A 21,596-nucleotide genomic window follows, 5' to 3' on the forward strand; every position below is an offset into this window, starting at 1 on the left:
GCCGTGGACCGGCAAGCCGCGAGCCAGCCTAGGCGGTGCCACTCGCCAGCAGGTCAAGAGCGTACTGGAGGTCGGCTGGATACCCGCTTGTGACTTCCACCCAATCACCGGTCCGCGGGTGGTTGAAGCCCAACTGCCGGGCATGGAGCCATTGGCGGGTGAGCCCCAGGTTGGCAGCGAGGCGGGGATCCGCGCCATACGTGAGATCGCCGGCACAGGGATGCCTGAGCGCCGAGAAATGAACCCGGATCTGGTGCGTGCGGCCTGTCTCCAGATGGACCTCCACCAGGGTGGCTTTTCCGAACGCCTCCAGGACCTCGTAGTGGGTCACAGAGGGCCGCCCGTCCTCGATGACGGCAAACTTCCAGTCATGCCCGGGGTGGCGGCCGATCGGAGCATCGATGGTTCCAACCAGGGGGTCCGGGAGCCCTTGCACCACCGCATGGTAGACCTTGTCCACCGTACGTTCCTTGAAAGCCCGCTTGAGGACCGTGTACGCATCCTCGGTCTTGGCCACCACCATGACCCCGGACGTCCCGACGTCGAGCCGGTGCACGATGCCTGCGCGCTCCGGTGCGCCGGAGGTGGAAATGCGGTAACCGGCACCGGCAAGGCCGCCCACCACCGTGGGACCAACCCAACCTGGCGAAGGGTGTGCAGCCACTCCCACCGGTTTGTCGATGACCACGAAATCGTCATCGTCCAGCAGGATTTTAAGGCCTTCCACAACTTCCTCCACGACTTCCAAGGGATCCGGCCGCTCGGGAACCGTGACATCCAGCACAGAGCCGGAAACGAGCTTTGCTGACTTGCCCAGGGGAACTCCAGCGCTGGTGACATGTCCCCCGGCAATCAGCAGGGCCGCCGCCGAACGGGAAATATCCAGCAGCTTGGCGAGCCCTGCATCCGCCCGGGAACCGGCGAGGTCCTCCGGCACCACTAGCCGGTTACTCACCGGAACGCTCCTCCGTTGCGCCTTTCGCGGTCTTTGGTTCGGCAACATGCCGGGTGCCGTCCATCCCGACCCCGCGCAACGTCAGGAGGCAGATGATCACCACACCGGACACGACGGCGGAGTCGGCGATATTGAAGATCGCGAAGTTGGGCAACTGGATGAAGTCCACCACATGGCCCATGGCGAAGGAGGGTTCACGGAACAGGCGGTCGGTCAGGTTGCCCAGCGCGCCACCCAACAGCAGACCAAGGGACAGCGCCCACCAGGCGGAGCCGAGCTTCCGCAGCTGGAAAAGGATCGCTATGGACACCGTGGCCATGACGATCGTGAAGATCCACGTCACGTCCTCGCCGATGGAGAAGGCGGCACCGGAGTTACGGATGTAGTACCAGTGCAGCAGCGGTGGCAGAACCGGGATCCGTTCACCCTCCGTCATGGTGCTCGTCACCCACAGCTTGGTCACTTGGTCGAACGTGTACGCAAAGACAGCAAAGGCAGCAAAAAGCCAGAGCATGGCCGGGCGCCATTTTCGTTGGGCTGGAGGGACGGGCCGTGGCTCGTGGCCGGAAAGTTCGTCGGTCATGGCGCTTTCATTCGTGGAACCTGGAAGACTGCTGCTGGGCATTAACAACAAAAGCCGGTGGCCGAGGAGTCCTCAGCCACCGGCTTTCAGAATACTTGCTAAACGTCCGCGGTTGCTTCGCCCACCTCGGGAGCGGCAACGGAACCACGGGCGTCAAGATCGCGCAGCTGGCCTTCGATGTAGGCCTTGAGGCGGGAGCGGTAGTCACGCTCGAAGCCGCGGAGCTGCTCGACCTTGCGTTCCAGGACGGAGCGCTGCTGCTCCAGGGCGCCGAGGATCTTGCGGGACTTCTCCTGGGCGTCGTTCACCAGGCTGGATGCCTCGATCTGCGCCTCGGCGATGATCTTTTCCTTCTGCTGGGCACCATCGGCCACGTGCTTGTCGTGCATCTGCTGCGCCATGGCCAGCAGACCGGCAGCGGACTCTGCAGAAGCGGTATGGCCGTTGTTGGCGGCCGGTGCCTTGGCAGCAGCGGCGGCAGCCGCAGCCTGCTCGGCTTCCTTCTTCTTGGCAGCCTCAGCAGCCTTGGCCTCGGCTTCAGCCTTGGCCTCTGCTTCCTTGTCCACCTTGACGGGCGCGGGAACCTTCTCGACGACCGGAGCCGCAGCCGTTGCCGCAGGCACTGCCGAACCGGCTTCGCCGAGCTTCTTGCGAAGTTCGTCGTTCTCCTGGTTCAGGCGGCGCAGTTCAACCACGATCTCATCGAGGAAGTCGTCTACCTCGTCCTGGTCGTAGCCTTCGCGGAACTTGGTCGGCTGAAAGCGCTTGTTGACAACGTCTTCTGGCGTCAAAGCCATCTGGTCACCTCGTTGGTCTAGTTAGTCAGGAGGCCTTCCGGCCGTTCAAAACTACGGTACCTAAATATCATCTGGTTCCTCCAATTCAACACCATCGTGTTGATTTGGAGAATTTGCGGTCCGGGGACCCGTGGATGGTCCCGTTTCCGACGGTGGAGCTAGGCCAGGCTGTTGGTCACAGCCATGGCAATGCTGACGGCAATGATGAGGATCAGGAAGCCCAGATCCAACGAAATCCCACCCAGTTGCAGGGGCGGAATCAGACGCCTTAGCCGCCGAAGCGGCGGATCTGTGACCGAGTAGACCACGTGGGCTGTTACCAAGGCCACACCACGGGGACGCCACTGACGGGCAAACATCTGCACCCATTCAAAGATCAGCCTGATGATCAGAGCAATGAAAAACAGCAACAACACAATATAGATAAGGCCGAAAACAATGCCCACGAGTTAGCTCAGATCTCCCACTTGTTCCGGAATGCCGATCGGTCCCTACTATTGCAACACAGATGCCAGGCGGGTTGGCCCGCCTGGCATCCGTGAAAGATCTTTTCAGCTCTGGTTGAAGAAGCTGGCCTGCGACTCGCTGGCCTTCTTGTCGTCCCCGATGACCTCCACATAGGAGGGAGACAGGAGGAAGACTTTGTTGGTAACGCGCTCGATGCTGCCGTGGAGACCAAACACCAGGCCGGCGGAGAAGTCCACCAGTCGCTTGGCGTCGGCCTCGCCCATGTCCGTGACATTCATGATGACCGGGATTCCGTCGCGGAAGCTCTCGCCGATCAGCTTGGCGTCATTGTAGGACCGGGGGTGAACGGTGGTGATCTGCCTTAGGCCGGAGGCGTCTTCGCGGCTTGACGCCGCACGCTTGATGGGTGTCACGGGAGCGCGGTATTCCTCTTCGGCGTCTACTGTGGGCATTTCACGGACAACTTCCCGGACGGGTGCCGGCGCACGGCGCTCTTCCCGTTCCTGCGTCTGGGGGCGTTCTTCGTCTTGGTGGGCGACAGCCTGCTCAGATTTGTAGTGATCATCGCCATCGGCGAGCCCAAGATAGATCATTGTCTTGCGCAGAGCGCCAGCCATGGTGCACTCCTATCGTTTCTGCAGTAGGCGGGCCGCCATGACTTGACGTGTTGGAACCCCGGCCCGTCATTCCAATACTTTGACGCTACCCCACCGCAGGACGCGAACCGAGAATATCGGAGCCAATTCTCAGGTGTGTCGCTCCGGACCCGATGGCGGCTTCCAGGTCCTGGCTCATGCCGGCGGAGACAGCGTCAGCGGACGGGTACTCAGCTCGCAAATCCGCAGAAATACGGGCCAGTTTCCCGAACGCCGCCTCGGGATCGCCTCCCAGGGGCGCGACCGCCATCAGGCCGGCAAGCACCAGCCCGTCGGCCGCCGTAATCTTTTCCGCCAGGGCCAAGACCTCGGAAGGCTGCGCCCCGCCCCGATGCGCTCCGGCGGAGTCGTCCAGATTCACCTGGATGAAGCAGCGGAGGTCAGCGCGGCCGGTCTCTTCCTTCTCCCGACGCACCGCTTTGGCCAAGGCGTCAACGAGCTGTGGGCGGTCTATGGACTGGACGGAATATGCATACTTGGCGACGGTTTTTGCCTTGTTGGTTTGCAGCTGCCCGATAAAGTGCCACCGCACGTCCAGGTCAGCCAGCTCCACGGATTTCGCGGAGGCCTCCTGATCGCGGTTCTCGCCGACGTCACGGACGCCCAATGCAGCCAGCCTGCGGATATCGGCGGCCGGATGGAACTTGGTGACCACGATGAGGGCGGGGACATCGGAACGTCCCGCTGCGGCGGTGGCAGCGGTGATCCGCTGCCGGACAGCCTCAAGCCGCCCGGCGAGTTCGGCCGTGCGGCCATCGTCCGCCGGGCCGTCCACAAGGGCCCGCGTTGCCTTATCCTTGCCGGTCATGTGTCCATACCAATCCTGCGAACCGACCGGTCCGGGAGTCCCGGCGGTAAGAAAAAAGACCCTCGTGTTCCAGAGTGCACTCCCCTGAGTAAAGAACGTCCACGCCCGAGGCTGCCAGTTGCGCACGCACGCCCGCGGGAAGATCCAACGCAGGGGTTCCCCACGATGTCTCCGCCCAGGATTCAGGCACGGCGGCAGACACCTGCTCCCGCAGGGCTGCAGGAACTTCATAGCACCGCCCGCAAATGGACGGGCCAAGCCAGGCTGTGATGTGCCGCGCTCCGAGGTCCCGCATCCTGTCGACAGCGGCAGTCACCACCGCAGAGGCAACCCCGGGACGTCCGGCATGGGCGACCGCAACAGCCGGGGCATCGGTTTCCGTGGACCCCACAAGGACCACGGGCACGCAGTCCGCAACCATCACCGACAAGGGCTGGACCGACCCGCCCGCCGCATCCGCAACGGACACCATGGCGTCGGCAGTAGGACCGGCACCCCAGTGGTTGATCACGGCCACGCTGTTGCCGTGGACCTGGTTCATGTACTGGAAGGTGCGGCCTCCCAGGCCCGCGGCCTGTTCCACCTGCGCCCTGCGCGATGCTACGTCGTCCGGGTTGTCCCCCACGTGAAGGGCCAGGTTCCCGGCGCGTGCGTCCGTGAAGGCAACAGACACGCCGGGACGAACTTCATTGCGCCACCAAAACACCAGGTACTGACTCTCCGGTTGCTTGCTTACTTGAGGAAGTCGGGAACATCGAGGTCGTCAGAGCGGTTGCCCGTCAGGTCCGGCTCCACGACTGCCGGAAGGTCCACGTCGAACCCCGAATCAGCGGGCAAGGCCGCCGGGCGCTGCTGGCCCCAGTTGCTCAGGCCGGCTGCACCGATGCCCGCGGTGGCGTGCTGGGGAGCTGCGGCATTCGACGGAGCCGACGCCGGCGCTGCGGGACGCTCAGCGGCCGGTACCGGGTTCTGGGCAGGACGCGACTGGTCCATGGACGGTGACGTTGCCTTGACGTCGTCGAATCCGGCCGCGATGACCGTGACCCGGGCTTCATCACCCAGGGCGTCGTCAATGACGGCACCGAAGATGATGTTGGCTTCGGGGTGGGCGACTTCCTGGACCAGGCGGGCGGCTTCGTTGATCTCGAAGAGGCCAAGGTCCGAGCCGCCCTGGATGGACAGCAGCACACCGTGGGCGCCGTCAATGGATGCTTCAAGCAGCGGCGAAGCGATGGCAAGTTCCGCAGCCTTGACGGCACGGTCTTCGCCCCGGGCAGAGCCGATACCCATGAGGGCAGAACCCGCCCCCTGCATGACGGACTTGACGTCGGCAAAGTCAAGGTTGATGAGGCCGGGGGTGGTGATCAGGTCGGTGATGCCCTGCACGCCGGAGAGCAGGACCTGGTCAGCGGAGCGGAAGGCGTCCAGGACGGAGACGTTGCGGTCGCTGATGGAAAGGAGCCGGTCGTTGGGGATGACGATCAGGGTGTCGACTTCGTCGCGGAGGGCATCGATGCCGGCTTCTGCGGATCCTGCGCGGCGGCGGCCTTCGAAGGTGAAGGGACGGGTGACGACGCCGATGGTCAGGGCACCGAGCGAGCGGGCAATGCGCGCCACGACAGGCGCGCCACCGGTGCCGGTGCCACCACCTTCGCCTGCGGTAACAAAGACCATGTCTGCGCCGCGGAGAACTTCCTCGATCTCATCGGCGTGGTCTTCGGCTGCCTGCTTTCCGACCTCGGGGTTGGCGCCGGCCCCAAGGCCGCGGGTGAGCTCCCGGCCGACGTCGAGCTTGACGTCAGCGTCACTCATGAGCAGCGCCTGCGCGTCGGTGTTGATGGCGATGAACTCGACGCCCCGGAGGCCGACTTCGATCATTCGGTTGACTGCGTTCACGCCACCGCCGCCGATGCCGACGACCTTGATGACGGCCAAGTAATTCTGCGGTGCTGCCACGTTTCGTGCCCCTTGCTTGTGTCCTATTGCGAAACTGATCGAGTCCAACTTGAATCCTTGGACCTTAACCCTCTAGTTGAAGGTTATAGTTATGTCAAGTAACTCTACAGCGACGGTATTTCCTCTGCTTCGCACATGCAATGACCGCTTGCGCGTGTCGCTGGAATCCGCGAAATAAGGCGTCCGCCGCACTGAAGCCACCCTCCACAACCACCTATTTGGTGAACGGATGCCGTGGCACGCTCACGTCGTAAATACTGACGGGAACCTTGGGATCCTGCGGCATCTTCAACAATGCCTCCAGGGCCTTTGCCTTGGTTTCCCTGTCGTCGGCATTGCCCCACACTACCGTCTTTCCATCCACAAGTTTCAGCTCCACGGCATCCGGTGACGCGGCCGAAGCCGTGGACATCCTCGCCAGGACGTCCGCAGGCAAGGTGTCCAGGACGGCCGCAATGGCTTTGAACAGCTCGGTATTGGTTGCTGCCGCGCCATCGTCGATCAGGGGCAGGGCCACCGACGCCTGGTCCTGTGTCACTCCGAGCTGGACGCCGTCGACGTCCACCAGCACAAAGGAGCCGCCCTGCTTGAGCAGCGCCACGGGAACCCGCTCGTGGACATGAACCAGCAACTCCGACGGCGGCCTGGCCTCCATGGTTGCCGACCTCACCTGGACCAGCGGCTTCAGCAGGGTATTGATTTCGTCCTCGGTGACCTGCGGAAGGGGCTTGCCTTCCAGATCGCCGAGCGCTTCCTGGACCGCGTCGGGAGTCAGGAGCTTTGTCCCGTCCACCGTCACCGTCCGGACAGCAAGGACAGGAGAATAGACGGCACCGGTGATCAGCAGGGCAACCAAAGCAGTTACGACCGCGGCCGTCCATACCACCAGGCGCCGCTGCCTGCGCGCCTTCGGCTCGGGAAAGGCTATGACGTTGCCGGCCGGCGGAACCGCAGCTTTGGCGGGTTGTTTCGCCCCGGGACGTGGAAAGGACCTCACGGCCTTCGCTTTTGCCTTGGGCGGAGCCTTCCGTTCCGGTTCAACGGAGCGCTCGGCGCTGATCACCCCCTCCTCGGGGGATCCACCCCCGGGCACGGAACTCCGGGAGGCCTGGCCGGGGGTGCCGGTCTTTCCGCCGCCTGCCGCGGCCCGCGGCTTGAACGTCGGCTTGCGGGTACTAGCCACGAAGGGCCTCCACAATCACCGGCCCGTAGGCGGTCACATCGCCCGCCCCGACAGTCAGGACAACATCGCCATCCCGGGCCGCAGCCACGACGCCGGCTACCGCATCATCGGCAGCCACGAGCCTTCCGTTGGAAAGCCGGTTTGCGATCAGGTCGCTGGTGACCCCCGGGATGGGGTCCTCACGGGCGGGATAAATGTCCAGGACAAGGGCCGTGTCCGCCAGGTCCAAGGCAGATGCGAACTCGGCCGCGAACTCACGCGTCCGGGAAAACAGGTGGGGCTGGAAGAGGACATGGACCTTGTTGCCGCCCGCCACCGACCGCGCTGCCGACAGTGCCGCGCGGACTTCGGTTGGATGGTGCGCATAGTCGTCGTACACGCGCACTCCCCCGGCCTGGCCCTTCAGTTCAAACCGCCGGGATGCCCCGGTGAAGTGGCCGAGCGCGGCCGCAGCCTGGTCCGGGGCCACCCCCAGCTCCAAGGCCACGGCGAAAGCAGCCGCCGCATTCAGCGCATTGTGGCGGCCGGGAACCTTCAAGTCCAGTGCGTACCGGCCACCGGCGGCCTCTACCGAGACGGAACCCGGGCCGTCGTCCTTAAGCCGCACGCCGGCGTCGTCCGCTGTCCCATACGTGAGCACGCGAGTGGTTCCCTTGGCCGCTGTGCGCTCCGCCAGGGCCCGCGCCCCGGGATCATCGGCGCAGGCAAACAGAACACCGTCGGGCGGCAGGAGCGCTGCGAAGTCATCAAACGAGGCGAACACGGCATCGGCCGTACCGTAGTGGTCGAGGTGGTCCGCTTCGACATTGGTGACCACCGCGATGGACGGTTGGTAATTGAGGAAGGAGCCGTCTGATTCATCGGCTTCAGCCACGAAGATGTCCGAGGCGCCATGGGCGGCGTTGACGCCGAGGGCCGGGACGTTGGCACCGATGGCGAAGGACGGATCAAGCCCCGCCTGCTTGAGGAGGACCGCAACCATGGACGTGGTGGTGGATTTGCCGTGGGTGCCGGCGATGGTCACTACCCTGTGCCCGGCCATGGTGGCAGCCAGCGCCTCTGAGCGGTGCAGGACGGGCAGGCCCGCTGCGCGCGCAGCGGACAGTTCCGGATTGTCATCACGGATGGCCGAACCCGCCACCACGGTTTGGGCGTCCTGCAGGTTGCCGGCGTCGTACCCCACGGCGATCCTTGCCCCGGCCGCGGCAAGGTCCTGCATGACAGGAAGGTCCTTGCCGTCCGAACCGCTGACGGGCACGCCGCGGGCCACCATGATCCGGGCAACGGCAGACATGCCCACACCGCCGATACCGATGAAATGGACCCGCCCCAGCGAGCCGAGGGATGCAGTGTTGTGGTGCGTCATGCTGATACCGCTTCCAGTACAAGATCAGCCATCCGCTGATCGGCGTTTCTGATGCCCAGGGCCTCGGACTTCCGGGCCATGTCCTCGAGTCTGCCCGGGTCCGACAACAGGGGGACCACGTGGGACAGGATCCACCCGGGTCCAAGGTCCTTGTCGTCCACCAGCAGCGCTCCCCCGGCGGCGACGAGGGATGCGGCATTGAGCGCCTGCTCGCCATTGCCGACCGGCAGTGGAACGAAGACTGCCGGTACTCCCACAGCCGCGACCTCGCTGACTGTTGCGGCTCCGGCGCGGGCCAGGAGGACATCCGCAGCGGCGTAGACGGTATCCATGGCGTCCACGTATTCCACCTGCCGGTAGCCTTCCGCGGCCAGGAGGCCACCTTCGGCGTCGCGGACGGCTTTGCCTGTTCCGGTGATGTGCAGCGTCTGGATGCCTGCTTCGGCCAGCGCGGGGAGCGCTGCAGCTATGGACTTGTTGATGCTCAGGGCACCCGACGATCCGCCCGTGACGATCAACGCAGGACGGTCCGTGCGAAGTCCCAGGGACTCCTTGGCAGCTGCTGCCGCCGTGCGGCGGTCAAGGCCGGATACGGCGCGGCGCATGGGCATGCCGACGTGCCGGGCGCCTTTGAGCCTGGTCTCCTTAAACGCCACGGCCACGTGGCTGCTGAACCTTGCACCGACGCGGTTGGCAAGGCCCGGGCGGATATTGGCCTCGTGGATGACGATCGGGATCCTTCGCTGGCGGGCGGCCAGGTACATGGGTGTGCAAACGTAACCCCCCACGCCCACCAGGACATCCGCGGCGGCATCGTCCAGGATGCGTCCCGACTGCTTGATGGCACCCGCCAGGCGGCCGGGGAGCCGGAGCAGGTCAGCTGAGGGCCGTCGGGGAAAGGGCACCCGGTCGATGGTCGCCAGCTCGTAGCCGGCGGCCGGGACCAAGCGGGCCTCAAGACCCGACGGCGTGCCCACGGCCAGGAGGGCAGCATCCGGGCGCTTGGTCTTGATGGCCTCGGCAATGGCCAGCAGCGGACTGACGTGGCCCGCGGTGCCGCCGCCGGCGAGGACAACCGACAGGGGTGCGGATGGCTGGTGCGGAGTTGAAGTCATGAAGTGCTGTTTACGCTTTCGTGGCGGTCTTGGAGGAACGGCGCGGAAGGAAGCGCGGCCGTTGTTGGGGAGGAAGCTGGGCCCGGGCCAAAGACAACACTACGCCCACGCCGCACAATGACATCACCAGGGCGGACCCGCCGGAAGATATGAAGGGCAGCGGTACCCCGATGACCGGGAGGAGCTGTGTGACCACAGCCATGTTCATGCTGGCCTGGCCGAGCAACCACACCATGATGCCACCGGCAAGTGTCCGCTGGAACGGATCAGTTTGGCGGACCACCACACGGAAAATGGCGATCCCAAGAATCGCGAAGAGGGCCAGCACGACGATCGTGCCCACCAGGCCCAGTTCTTCGCCGATGATCGCGAAAATGAAGTCGTTGTGGGCTTCCGGCAGCCAGTTGTACTTCTGCCTGCTCTGCCCCAGCCCCAACCCTGTCCAGCTGCCCTGGGCCAGTCCGTACATGCCGTTGGTCGACTGGTAGCTGAAGTCCGAATCCGCAGTACACGCATCGTTGTCCACGCCCAACCACGCGGTGACACGGCAAATGCGGTTGGGACTGATCGCTGTCATGGCGGCCGCGCCAACAGCACCCAGCAAACCTGCGACGGCCAGCATTTTGGTGGGAACGCCGGCAAAGTAGAGCGTTGCGGCAACGATGGCGGCGATGACGATGACTGTTCCGAGGTCGTTGCCTGCCATCACCAACCCCATGACCAGTCCCGCGCCGGGTATAACGGGGACGATCACATGCATCCACCGGTGCAGGTAGTTCACTTTCCGGGCCAGGACGGCAGCGATCCAGATACACAGCACCAGCTTGGCGATCTCGGAGGGCTGCAAGGTGATGCCGCCGAAGTCGATCCAGTTCTTGTTGCCGTTGACGCGGCGGCCAAACACCTGGACCATCACCAGCAGCACAATGGTTGCTCCAAGGGCCCACCACGACAACTTCTTCATCCAGTTCACGTTGGTGCGCGAGATGACGTACATGCCCACGAGGCCCACCACACCGAACACCGCCTGCTTCAGGGCATCGGCGTACGGCGACTTGCCTTCGGAAATGGCTTCAACGCTCGATGCCGACAGCACCATCATGACGCCAATGGCAGTCAGGGCCAGCGCACAGCCAAGGATGAGGTAGTACGTGGAGTTGTTGGGGGCCTTGCTCTTGCCCTCAAGGCTCTCCCAAAAGCTCCGGACGTGTCCGCGGAGCCCGCTGCGCTGCGTTCGGGCAGCCGGCGAAGCCTTGGCTTTCCCTCCCCCGGGGTTCTTTCCGCGGGTGCGGGTGGGCGTGCTGACCATTGTTACTCCTCGGTGGTCTGTGCCTGCCCTTCCACGAGCTCGCGAACTGCCTGGATGAAAGCATCGCCACGGTGAGCGTAGGAAGAGAACTGATCCATGGATGCAGCCGCCGGAGCCATAAGCACCGTGTCTCCCGGCGCTGCGACGCTGGCTGCCGCCGCCACGGCCTGGGCCATGACGGTCTCGCCATAAATCGGCGAGGACGCGTCACCGGCTGCGGTCTGCACCTTTTCAGTGTCGCCCTTGGGCTGGGCTATCACGGGGACATCCGGCGCGTGTCGCTGGAGGGCTCCTTCCAGGGCCCCTGTGTCCGTACCAATCAGCACCACGGCTTTGAGCCTTGGGGCGTGTTCCTTGACGAGGTCGTCGTAGTTGACGCCCTTGGACAGGCCGCCGGCTATCCACACCACATTGGTGAAAGCCGAGAGTGCTGCCGAGGCCGCATGCGGATTTGTCGCCTTGGAATCGTTGATCCACAGTACGTCGCGGTGCTTTGCCACGAGCTGGATGCGGTGGGCACCAGGCAGGTAGTTGAGCAGGCCCTGCTTGACGGCGGCCGGCTCCACTCCGTAGGCGCGGACAAGGGCAGCCGCGGCCAAGGCGTTGGCCACCATGTGCCGCGGAGCCACCGGTCCGAGGTCGGACATGGCAGCAAGCTCAGCGGCGGAATCCTTGCGCTCGGCAATGAACGCGCGGTCCACCAGCAGACCTTCCACGACGCCAACCATGCTGATGGCGGGCGTATTGGTGGTGAAGGCGACGGCACGGCAGCCTTCCACGACGTCCGCGTTCTCCACCATCCGTTCGGTTTCGATCTGCTCGGCGTTGTAGATGGCAGCCTTCTGCGTGTTCTCGTAAACCTTGGCCTTGTCCGCCAAGTACGATCCGTAGGAACCATGCCAGTCAACGTGGTCCTCGGCAACGTTAAGGCAGACGCTGGCCACCGGCGACAGGGAATGGCTCCAGTGAAGCTGGAAGCTGGAGAGCTCCACGGCAAAAGCGTCATACTCCACGGGGTCCCGCAAGGCATCCAGGATCGGCGTTCCCACATTCCCCACGGCGATGGCCTTCAGCCCCGCCGCCTGCAGCATGGACTCAGTCATGCCAACCGTGGTTGTTTTGCCATTGGTTCCGGTAATGGCAAGCCAGTCCGCCGTCTTGCGGCCGGCCCGCTGCCGCAACCGCCAGGCCAACTCCACATCTCCCCACACTGCGATGTGCTTTCGCTTCGCCGCGGCGAGCAATGCCTGGTCAGGGCGCCACCCTGGGGAAGTGACCACAAGCTCCGGCAGTTCGCCGTCGATGAGCGGCAAACGGCTAACGGCAGCCTCGCCGAGGAGCACGTCCACCGCACCCACAATTTTCAGGGTGTCGGCCTGGGCTTCAGCCTTGGCCGTGGTGGCGGCATCCACCACCACCACCCTGGCCCCGAGTTCGATCAGGGTGTCGGCAGCGGCGAATCCCGAGACACCGATGCCCGTGACCACCACCCGGAGGCCCCTCCAGTCAGCATCCCAGCTGGTGAGGTCCTTGAGGCGGTCAGTTGAAGGAGACGTCGATTCCGGGCCCTGGTTCACAGCAGCACCACCCATTCAGCGTAGAAGATTCCGAGACCTGCGGCGACGAACAGTCCGGCAAGGATCCAGAAACGGACAACGACCGTGACTTCCGCCCAGCCTTTCAACTCAAAGTGGTGCTGGAGGGGAGCCATTTTGAAGACCCGCTTGCCCCCGCTGAGCCTGAAGAAGCCTACCTGGATGATCACGGACAGGGTGATCAGGACGAAGAGGCCGCCGATGAAGGCGAGCAGGAGTTCGGTGCGGGACAGAATCGCGAAGGCGGCAACGGCGCCGCCGATGGCCAGCGATCCGGTGTCGCCCATGAAGATCTTTGCCGGTGAAGTGTTCCACCAGAGGAAGCCCACCAGGGCCGCGCTGAGGATGGCTGCCAGCAGCGCCAGGTCCATGGGGTCGCGCACCAGGTAGCAGCCGCTGCCCGCCTCACGGGGTGAGCCACAGGCCTGGTTGTTCTGCCAGATGCCCATGATCGTGTACGCGCCGAACACCATGATGGAGGCACCGGCGGCCAAACCGTCCAGGCCGTCGGTGAGGTTCACGCCGTTGGTGGTTGCCGTAATGATCAGGTTGGACCAGATGACAAACAGGATGGCGCCCAACACGGTCCCGCCGAAGGCGAGGTCAAGCCATGGGATGTCCCGGACCAGGGAGATCTGGGTGGAAGCGGGCCGCAGTCCGTCCTCGTTGGGGAACTGCAGGACCAGCACCGCGAAGATGATGCCCACGGCTGCCTGCAGGATGAGCTTGGCCCTGGCGTTCAGGCCCAGGCTGCGTTTGTTGGAGATTTTGATGTAGTCGTCCAGGAACCCTACGAAGCCCATTCCCACCATGAGGAAAAGCAGCAACAGGCCGGAAGCCGACGGCCCCGGAGAGCGCGGGTTCATCATCCACATGATCAGGTGCGTGACGAAGTAGGCCACCAGCACCGCGGCGACCACCACCGTTCCGCCCATGGTGGGCGTGCCGCGTTTGGTGTGGTGGGACGTAGGTCCGTCGTCCCGGATGAACTGCCCGTAGCTCTTGGCCACCAGGAACCGGATGAACAATGGCGTGCCGATCAAGGCCACCAACAGGGCGACGCCCGCGCCGATCAAAAGTGCAATCACAGGAGCTCGTTCCCTTCGCCTGCGGCATCTCCAGCCGCGTTTTCCCCGGCGGACTGAGCCCGTGGAGCCAATGCTATCCGATCCCCCAAATGCCTCAGGCCTACGCCGTTGGACGATTTGAAGAGGACAAGGTCACCGGGTTGAAGCTCGCGCTGCAGGAGCTCGTAGGCTTCGTCCGCGGTCTCAGTGAACGAGCATTCATCTCCCCAGGAGCCTTCCTGGACAGCGGAAACGTAAAGTGCCCGTGCCTCGCGTCCCACCACCACGAGCCTGGAGATGTTCAGGCGTACTACCTGCGTCCCCACGGCCGTGTGCTCGCGGATGGAGTCCTCCCCCAGCTCAAGCATGGCGCCAAGGACCGCCCAGGTTCGCCGGCCCTGTCCGAGGTCGGCCAGCGTACGAAGGGCTGCCCGCATCGATTCGGGGTTGGCGTTGTAGGCATCGTTGATGACGGTGACTCCGTCGGGACGTTCCGTACGTTCCATGCGCCACCTGCTTGCGGCCGACTGGGTGCTCAGCGACGCTGCAATATCGGACACGGGGATCCCCGCCGCGAAGGCGGCTGCCGCCGCAGCCAGCAGGTTCGTCACATGGTGTCCCCCGATCAGGCGGCTCCGCACCGGAACAGCCGGGCCGCCGTCGGGAAGTACGAGGTCGAAGTCAGGGTGCCCTTGGGAGTTGACCACCACATTGCGGGCTTCAACGTCCTCGTTGGTTCCCGGTGAGGCGGTGAAGCCCAGCACCCGGGCCTTTGTCCGGGACTGCATGGCTGCCACCCGCGGGTCGTCCATGTTGATGACTGCCGTACCGGTTTCGCTCAACGCTTCCACCAGTTCACCCTTGGCCTTGGCAATGTTCCCGATGCCGCCGAATTCACCGGCATGCGCAGAGCCAACCACCAGCACTACACCGATGTCCGGCTTCACCATGTCGGCCAGGTACTTGATGTGGCCGATTCCGGTGGCGCCCATCTCGATCACCAGGAAACGGGTGTCGGCGTCGGCGGCAAATACGGTGAGGGGAACTCCCACTTCGCCGTTGTAGGAGCCCTGCGGTGCCACGGTGGCGCCAGCAGTGGACAACACCCCGGCCAGGAGATCCTTGGTAGTGGTCTTGCCTGCGGAACCGGTGATCCCCACGACAGTGAATTCTTCACTGCGCCGGGCGCGGTCGGCACGGATCCGACGGACGGCCTCTGCCGCGATGGCTCCCATGGCCAGCACAGCGTCATCGACAATAACGGCCGGATACGGTTGGCCTTCGGCGTCGGTGGCCTCACGCTCGGCCAGGACCAGGACGGCGCCCCGGTGGAAGGCTGCGTCGATGAAGTCGTGGCCGTCGGCGTGTTCGCCGGGCTTGGCCACGTACAGGGACCCGGGAACCGCCTCCCGCGAGTCAGTGACGACGGACGTGGGAACAATATCCCCGGCTCCCGTAAGGCGGCCATGGGTGATGTCGGCGATTTCCGCCGCTGTAAGTGCAATCATCTCGGTTCAGGACTCTATCCGCTGGTCCGGGGAAACGCTGAATCCCTTGGATGTCAAGGCGGCCCGGAGTTCCACCCTGTCGTCGAGGGCCAGGTTGACGCCCTTCACCTCTTGCCACACTTCATGGCCCCTCCCGGCAACAAGAATCGTGTCCTTCCCGGTCGCAAGGTCCACTGCCAACCGAATGGCCGTTTCGCGGGGATATGACTCGATGATGTCGGTGCTGAGGCCGTCGGCCTCACAGGCTGCGTGCGCGCCTTGCAGAACCTCCGCACGGATGGACGCGGCGTCCTCGTCGTGGGGATCGTCATCGCTGACGATGACGACGTCGGCCAGGCGCGCCGCGATCGCCCCCATCGTCGGCCGCTTGCCTTGGTCACGCTGCCCTGTGGCACCAAACACGACAATCACGCGGGACCCTTGTTCGGGTGACCTGACGGCCTTCAGTGCCCGGGCCAGGGCATCGGGATTGTGGGCGAAATCAACCACGGCGGCCGGAGCGGTCGACACAAGCTGCATCCGTCCAGGCACGGCCACAGTGAAGGGATCATGGGCATCGAGGGCGGTCTGCAGCTCCTCCACAGCAACACCTGAAGCCAGCACCATGATGGTTGCCAGGGCTGCATTGGCCACGTTGAAGTCGCCGGGAAGACCGGTGTGTACCCGGAGCACAGCGCCGTCGCGGTGCCGAAGCTCAAAATCAGTGCCAAGGCCGTTCGGGGTTGGCACTGCCACCTCCCAGTCCGCGCCGCTGCCCGGCACCGAAGCAAGGGTAGTCAGGGGAATGGTGGCCTCGCCGGCCAGGCGGCGACCCCACTCGTCGTCCACGGTAACCACCGCGTGGCGGGCCCGGGCGGAGGTAAAAAGTTCGGCCTTGGTCCGGAAGTATTCCTCCATGCTGCCGTGCAGGTCCAGGTGGTCCTGGGTCAGGTTGGTGAACCCGGCGACGTCGAACTTCACGCCGTCAACCCTGTGGAAGGAGATCGCGTGGGAGGACACCTCCATGGACGCCGCGTCCAGGCCCCGCTCCCTCATCAAAGCCAGAAGGGCGTGCACCTCCGTGGACTCCGGCGTGGTGAGCAGGCTCGGGATCGGCGCCCCGCCGGCCAGTATCTCGATGGTTCCGATCAGCCCCGGCGTCTTGCCCAGCGCCCGCAGCAAGGAATTGATGAAGTAGGTGGTGGTGGTCTTGCCGTTGGTTCCGGTCACACCAAAAAGCGTGGGGGCTCCGCCGTCCTTGGGCTGGCTCCTGTAGATCAAGGCTGCCAGATGCCCGACGGCGGCACGCGGCTTGTCGACGATCAGCACCGGTACGGGCTGGTCACCTGCCAAAGCAAGCTGGCGCGCACCGTCGTCGTCCGTCACCACCGCGACAGCACCGGCGTCGACGGCCTGTGCCACGAAGTCCGCGCCGTGGCGCGATGCACCCGGAAGGGCCATGTAGAGGTCACCGGGCTCCACTGTTCTGGAGTTGAGGGAGATGCCCGTCACTGCAGTGCTGCCATCGGAATCCGGCAGCACGACGCCAAGGCTCGCGGCAATGTCCGCCAGGGGCACGGCAGCCACGGATTCCGGGCGGAAGCCCGCTCCCTCCGCTTCCGGCTGCATGGAGTTGGAAGCGGCCTCATTGTGCTCTGACACGTGGTTCTCCGTTGATGCTCGGTGGAACGACCGGCCTTGGCCAGCAGCGCCAAGTCGGTAGTAATGGTTCTAAAGATCGGCCGAAACAGACGCCCAAAAAGCTTACTTGACGAACTGCGGCAAGCGCGCGGGCGTCCCCGTGGACGGTGCCACGTTGTAGGTGCGCAGCACTTGGGCCATGACCGAACGGAAAACCGGCCCGTTGGTGATGCCGTAGATGCTCCCCTTGGGCCGCTGCAGCACGACCTCAACGATGAACCGGGGGTCGTCCATGGGAGCCATACCCACCATGGACGCTGTGTAGCCGTCGAATCCCGGCAGGCCATCCTCACGGGGAGCCTGGGATGTTCCCGTCTTGGCCCCCACACGGTATCCCTCGATCGCGGCGTCCTTGATCTGGCCCTCCGTCACCGCGCTCTCCAGGATGTCGCGTACTTGCTGTGCCGTTTCCTGGGAGACCACCTGCCGGCTGTCCTTGGCGGGAACCTTCTGTTCCTCACCCTCGGGCGTGATGTAACTGTCGATCAGCCGCGGTTGGAGCATGACGCCGTCGTTGGCGATGCTTTGGTACGCACGGACCGTCTGCAGGGTGGACTGGGAGACGCCTTGTCCGAACAGCACCGTGTACTGCTGGCGGTCGTCCCATTGATCCGGTTTGGCGAGGATGCCGGTGGCTTCGGCGGGCAGTCCGATGTCGGTCTGCTCGCCGATTCCGAACTTCTTTAACCAGTCGTAGCGCTGCTGCTTGGTGAGCCTGCTGCCTGCCATGACGGTGCCGGTGTTCATGGACCACCCGAGAATGCCCGCGAGGGTCCGTTCCTCCGTGCCGTGCTCAAAGGCGTCCGTGAACGTTTGACCGTCGATGGTGTAGGAAGACGGGATGGTGAAGTGGTCCAGGGGGCTGGACTTGCCTTCTTCGATCACGGCGGCGGCAGTAATCATCTTCTCCACGGAACCGGGCTCGTAGGCAGCGGTCACTGCCCTGACACCGCGGTCCTTGGCATCCACTTTTCCGGGGTCGTTTGGATCCGGTGCATTCGTGTCCGCCAAGGCGATCAAATTGCCGGTCTTGGCGTCCATCACCACAATGACGCCCCACTCGGCGTTCAACTTGTTGACTTGGCTTTGGATTGCCTGCTGGGCGAAATACTGAATGTCCGTGTTGATGGTCAGCTTGACGTCCGTGCCGTCCACGGCTGGTGTCAGTTCGTCAGTGGCCACCGGGATGCGGAGGCCGTCGGCTCCGATCTCAAAAACGCGCTTGCCGTCGACGCCCCGCAGGCGTTCATCCTGTGTCTGTTCAATTCCGGCCTGTCCTGTGGTGCCGTCTTGGAGGAAGCCCACTACACCGCCGGCCACGCTGCCGTTGGGATAAACGCGCTTGCTCACCCCCTCTGCCGAGACGCCCGGAACGTGCAGCTTGGAGATCCGGTCCTCCAGCTCGGGCTTCACGTCCTTGGCAACCACGAAGTACTTCTTGTCGCCGGTCAGTGACTGCCTGATCTGGGCAGCGTCGGCTCCCAGGAGCGCCGCCAGCTCCGTGATGCCCTGGTCCCGCGAAATGGTGTCCACTTCCTCAGTGGCCTCGTTGTAGCGTTTGAACTCCGTTGTAGCTGTGTTGAGGACCTGGTCAACCACAATGTTGTAGCGGATCACGCTGCTGGCAAGCACCGTTCCGTTGGCGTCGACGATCTCTCCGCGCTCTGCCGGAAGGCTCTGGGGCCGCAGGCGGCTTTCGAGCGCAGCTTCAGCCATGCCCCCGACATCCAGCCCCTGGACCATGAAGAGCTTGCCGCCGACCACCAGAAGCAACGTCAGCATGATGCCAAGGCCAACCCGGAGCCGCTTCCTCGCCGCCGGCACCTTCGTTTTCTTCGATTTGCCGGGATTCTGCGCCACAGTGATTCCTTGCTGCTGACCTTGCTTCGGTGGATTGATGAACTACTGCCCCGGCTCCTTTTGGGTGGGCGCCGGAACCGATCCGCCGTGCAGTTCCACCGTGGGAGCTGCCGCCGGAGCCGGAGGTGTTGCCGCGGGAACGGACGGAGCCGACGGTTGGGCCGGTTTAAGGTTTTCCAACGGATCCTTGGTAGTTACCGAGGGAACGACGTCAAGCTGGCCTGCCACGGCCGGCGGGGCAATCAAGGCTGAGGGGTTGTCGCCCTTAACAGCAGGGGTTGCCTTGCCGGTCACCGTCATGGTCTCCAGATCAATCTGGCCCTTGACGGTTGACTGGACCATTCCCAATTCTGCAGCCTTGGCCGCAAGATTCTGGGGAGCCTCAAAGTTCTGCTTTTTCTGTGTCAGGTCCTGGTTCTCCTTGTTGAGCGTTGCTGCCTCGGCTTTCAACTGCACCAATTGGTACTGGGCCGTGGAGACCGAAATATTCAGGACGAGGACTGTCAGCAGGGCAAGCGCCAGTACGGAGAAGCACAGCACCACGAACGGTGTGCGCTTGCGCCCGGGAGCCGACCTGACGATCGAGAGCGGGGTGCGCGCCTTCTCCGCGGCCGGCTTGGCCACGGGCGACGGCAAGGCCCTTGCGGTGTTTCCTGCCACGGAGGGCAATGTCTTGGCTGCGGCGGTGCTCATGCGACTCTCCTTGGCTTGATGCGCTCTACGGCCCTGAGCCGGGCAGATGCCGCACGGGGGTTTTCGGCTATTTCTGCTGCCGTAGGCACTTCAGTGCCCTTGGTCAGTGTCTTCAGTTCGGGTTTGTGCTCTTCCAGTTCCACCGGGAATCCCAGGGGAGCCGAGGATTTGGACCCGGCCTGGAAGACGGACTTGACGATCTTGTCCTCCAGCGAGTGGTAGGACATCACCACCACCCGCCCACCGAGTGCTGTGGACGCAACTGCTGCAGGAATCGCGCGCTCCAGCACGTCCAGTTCCTCGTTGACCTCGATCCGCAGGGCCTGGAAGGTGCGCTTTGCCGGATGTCCGCCACTCTTGGCCGCACCGGCGGGCACGACGCTGCGGATTTGTTCCACCAGCTCACCCGTGGTGGCGAAGGGCTTCAGGTCTCTGGCGGCAACGATCCTGGCGGCGATCCGGCCCGCGAACTTCTCTTCGCCCCACTTGCGGATGATCCGGACCAGTTCTTCCTCGCTGTAGGTGTTAACGACGTCAGCGGCCGTCTGGCCCCGGCTCGTATCCATCCTCATGTCCAGCGGCGCGTCGTAGGAGTAGGCGAAACCACGCTCCCGTTCGTCCAGCTGCAGGGACGAGACGCCCAGATCCATGAGGATCCCGTGGACTGCCCTGATGCCGAGGTCGGCCAGGACGTCCTCGATCTCGTCGTAGACGGCGTGGACAAGGTCAGTCCGGTCTGAAAACGGCTCCAGCCGGGCCCCGGCCAAGGCCAGCGCCTCCTCGTCGCGGTCTATGCCCACCAGATGGAGGTCCGGAAATCTCTGAAGCATGGCCTCGGAGTGCCCGCCCATGCCCAGGGTGGCATCGATCGCCACGGGCGTTTCGCCGCGACTGCGTGCAGCTTCGAAGCCGGGTGCGAGGAGATTGATGCAGCGGTCTTTCAGGACGGGCACGTGGCGCTCAGATGTGGGCTTTGCCGGATCCTGCTCTTCCACGCTGCCTCCTCTTTCCTCAATCGCTTGCATGGCGTTCTTGAATCGGATCCCCATCCGCGCCTGTCGTCCGGCCGCCTGGCTCCGGGGAAGGTGAGCCAGGGTGGCAGTCCGATGGGCGGCTGGAGGTCCCATCCAAGAACCGGGGCAGCGCCCCCTCTGTCCGGTTATAGGAACCCGGGCAGATTGTCGTCATCGGTTTCCGAGAAGGCTGCTTCCTTCTCGGCGAGGTACTCGTTCCAGGCCTGGGCGTCCCAGATCTCGGCGCGGGTGCCGGCACCAATGACCGCCAATTCCCTGTCAAGACCTGCGTAAGCCCGGAGCGCGGGAGGAATGGTCACGCGCCCCTGCTTGTCAGGTACCTCGTCAGAGGCTCCGGACAGGAAAACCCGGATGTAGTCACGAGCCTGCTTGGAGGACAAAGGAGCCTCCCGCATGGATTCGTGGATACGCTCGAATTCCCGCTGGCTGAAGACGTAGATGCAACGCTCCTGGCCCCTGGTGAGGACCAGCCCCTCGGCAAGCTCCTCGCGGAACTTGGCTGGAAGGATGATGCGGCCCTTCTCATCGAGACGCGGGGAATGGGTGCCAAGAAACACCTGCCCACCGCCCCTCAATCAAGGTGCCCGCACATACCCAACGATGCCACTACCCTCTTATGTGCTCCACTTTACTCCACATTGCCCCACAGTCAACGCAGGATCGGGTGTTTCGCCCCCACTCTTGGTGGCATCAGGCCCGGAATCACGCGGATTGCGGCTGTGGGGAGGAAAGTGGGGCACGGGGAGGGCCGCGGGTGGCGAAAAGCTCCACACTGCGGCCCCGGGGAAGGCCGGCGAGGACGGAGGGCGCAGCCAAGGGAGGGAAGTGGAGCAGGTGGAGGAAGGTGGAGCAGGTGGAGGAAGGTGGAGCAGGTGGAGGAAGGTGGAGCAGGTGGAGGAAGGTGGAACAGGTGGAGGGAAGTGGCAGCCTCTGGGGGTGGCGTGGTCAAGGACACTGGAGGCC

At 64.2% G+C, this 21,596-nt stretch carries 20 protein-coding genes; all 20 read right to left on the bottom strand.

Going from position 1 to position 21,596, the window contains the following annotated elements:
• Window positions 1–28 precede the first annotated feature (28 nt).
• A complete protein-coding gene (locus ACSVIE_RS02105; RefSeq protein ID WP_442422862.1) occupies window positions 29–955 on the bottom strand; it encodes an RluA family pseudouridine synthase in 927 nt (308 codons plus the stop codon).
• Window positions 948–1,538, bottom strand: coding sequence for a signal peptidase II (lspA, locus tag ACSVIE_RS02110; protein ID WP_426007005.1), 591 nt, complete (start codon window positions 1,536–1,538; stop codon window positions 948–950). The genes ACSVIE_RS02105 and lspA overlap by 8 nt, the downstream gene beginning before the upstream one ends.
• A 98-nt stretch (window positions 1,539–1,636) precedes the next feature.
• On the bottom strand, window positions 1,637–2,335 hold the full coding sequence (locus tag ACSVIE_RS02115; protein WP_426007004.1) for a DivIVA domain-containing protein: 699 nt from the start codon (window positions 2,333–2,335) through the stop codon (window positions 1,637–1,639).
• A gap of 158 nt (window positions 2,336–2,493) precedes the next feature.
• Window positions 2,494–2,781: a YggT family protein gene (locus ACSVIE_RS02120; protein WP_426007003.1), complete on the bottom strand. Its 288-nt coding sequence runs from the start codon at window positions 2,779–2,781 to the stop codon at window positions 2,494–2,496.
• Window positions 2,782–2,886: 105 nt separating this feature from the next.
• On the bottom strand, window positions 2,887–3,420 hold the full coding sequence (locus tag ACSVIE_RS02125; protein WP_442422863.1) for a cell division protein SepF: 534 nt from the start codon (window positions 3,418–3,420) through the stop codon (window positions 2,887–2,889).
• A gap of 85 nt (window positions 3,421–3,505) precedes the next feature.
• Window positions 3,506–4,267 carry a YggS family pyridoxal phosphate-dependent enzyme gene (locus tag ACSVIE_RS02130; RefSeq protein WP_426007001.1) on the bottom strand — a complete coding sequence of 254 codons (762 nt, stop codon included), beginning with the start codon at window positions 4,265–4,267 and terminating at the stop codon, window positions 3,506–3,508.
• Complete coding sequence (locus tag ACSVIE_RS02135; protein WP_442422864.1) at window positions 4,251–4,973, bottom strand: polyphenol oxidase family protein; 723 nt, start codon at window positions 4,971–4,973, stop codon at window positions 4,251–4,253. The genes ACSVIE_RS02130 and ACSVIE_RS02135 overlap by 17 nt, the downstream gene beginning before the upstream one ends.
• A gap of 26 nt (window positions 4,974–4,999) precedes the next feature.
• Window positions 5,000–6,223, bottom strand: a complete 1,224-nt coding sequence (ftsZ, locus tag ACSVIE_RS02140) for a cell division protein FtsZ (protein ID WP_426006997.1) — start codon at window positions 6,221–6,223, stop codon at window positions 5,000–5,002.
• A gap of 214 nt (window positions 6,224–6,437) precedes the next feature.
• Window positions 6,438–7,406, bottom strand: a complete 969-nt coding sequence (locus ACSVIE_RS02145; RefSeq protein ID WP_442422865.1) for an FtsQ-type POTRA domain-containing protein — start codon at window positions 7,404–7,406, stop codon at window positions 6,438–6,440.
• Window positions 7,399–8,772, bottom strand: coding sequence for a UDP-N-acetylmuramate--L-alanine ligase (murC, locus tag ACSVIE_RS02150; RefSeq protein WP_442422866.1), 1,374 nt, complete (start codon window positions 8,770–8,772; stop codon window positions 7,399–7,401). The genes ACSVIE_RS02145 and murC overlap by 8 nt, the downstream gene beginning before the upstream one ends.
• On the bottom strand, window positions 8,769–9,887 hold the full coding sequence (gene murG / locus ACSVIE_RS02155; RefSeq protein WP_442422867.1) for an undecaprenyldiphospho-muramoylpentapeptide beta-N-acetylglucosaminyltransferase: 1,119 nt from the start codon (window positions 9,885–9,887) through the stop codon (window positions 8,769–8,771). Before murG ends, murC begins: the two co-directional genes overlap by 4 nt.
• Window positions 9,888–9,897: 10 nt before the next feature.
• Window positions 9,898–11,196: a putative lipid II flippase FtsW gene (gene ftsW / locus ACSVIE_RS02160; RefSeq protein ID WP_426006993.1), complete on the bottom strand. Its 1,299-nt coding sequence runs from the start codon at window positions 11,194–11,196 to the stop codon at window positions 9,898–9,900.
• A gap of 2 nt (window positions 11,197–11,198) precedes the next feature.
• Complete coding sequence (gene murD / locus ACSVIE_RS02165) at window positions 11,199–12,788, bottom strand: UDP-N-acetylmuramoyl-L-alanine--D-glutamate ligase (protein WP_426006992.1); 1,590 nt, start codon at window positions 12,786–12,788, stop codon at window positions 11,199–11,201.
• Window positions 12,770–13,879: a phospho-N-acetylmuramoyl-pentapeptide-transferase gene (mraY, locus tag ACSVIE_RS02170; RefSeq protein WP_426006991.1), complete on the bottom strand. Its 1,110-nt coding sequence runs from the start codon at window positions 13,877–13,879 to the stop codon at window positions 12,770–12,772. Before mraY ends, murD begins: the two co-directional genes overlap by 19 nt.
• Window positions 13,876–15,366: a UDP-N-acetylmuramoyl-tripeptide--D-alanyl-D-alanine ligase gene (locus ACSVIE_RS02175; protein ID WP_426006990.1), complete on the bottom strand. Its 1,491-nt coding sequence runs from the start codon at window positions 15,364–15,366 to the stop codon at window positions 13,876–13,878. The genes mraY and ACSVIE_RS02175 overlap by 4 nt, the downstream gene beginning before the upstream one ends.
• A gap of 6 nt (window positions 15,367–15,372) precedes the next feature.
• Window positions 15,373–17,007 (bottom strand): UDP-N-acetylmuramoyl-L-alanyl-D-glutamate--2,6-diaminopimelate ligase, encoded by a 1,635-nt coding sequence (locus ACSVIE_RS02180; RefSeq protein WP_442422868.1) that lies wholly within the window; start codon window positions 17,005–17,007, stop codon window positions 15,373–15,375.
• A 102-nt stretch (window positions 17,008–17,109) separates the two neighbouring features.
• Window positions 17,110–18,906, bottom strand: a complete 1,797-nt coding sequence (locus tag ACSVIE_RS02185) for a peptidoglycan D,D-transpeptidase FtsI family protein (protein ID WP_426006988.1) — start codon at window positions 18,904–18,906, stop codon at window positions 17,110–17,112.
• A 42-nt stretch (window positions 18,907–18,948) separates the two neighbouring features.
• The gene (locus ACSVIE_RS02190) at window positions 18,949–19,599 is read right to left on the bottom strand and encodes a hypothetical protein (RefSeq protein ID WP_442422869.1); all 651 of its coding nucleotides are present in this window, start codon (window positions 19,597–19,599) and stop codon (window positions 18,949–18,951) included.
• Window positions 19,596–20,594, bottom strand: coding sequence for a 16S rRNA (cytosine(1402)-N(4))-methyltransferase RsmH (gene rsmH / locus ACSVIE_RS02195; protein ID WP_442422870.1), 999 nt, complete (start codon window positions 20,592–20,594; stop codon window positions 19,596–19,598). The genes ACSVIE_RS02190 and rsmH overlap by 4 nt, the downstream gene beginning before the upstream one ends.
• Window positions 20,595–20,758: 164 nt before the next feature.
• Window positions 20,759–21,190: a division/cell wall cluster transcriptional repressor MraZ gene (mraZ, locus tag ACSVIE_RS02200; RefSeq protein WP_426006986.1), complete on the bottom strand. Its 432-nt coding sequence runs from the start codon at window positions 21,188–21,190 to the stop codon at window positions 20,759–20,761.
• Window positions 21,191–21,596: the final 406 nt, after the last annotated feature.

Source organism: Paenarthrobacter sp. NCHU4564 (genome assembly GCF_052156435.1).
GTDB lineage: Bacteria > Actinomycetota > Actinomycetes > Actinomycetales > Micrococcaceae > Arthrobacter.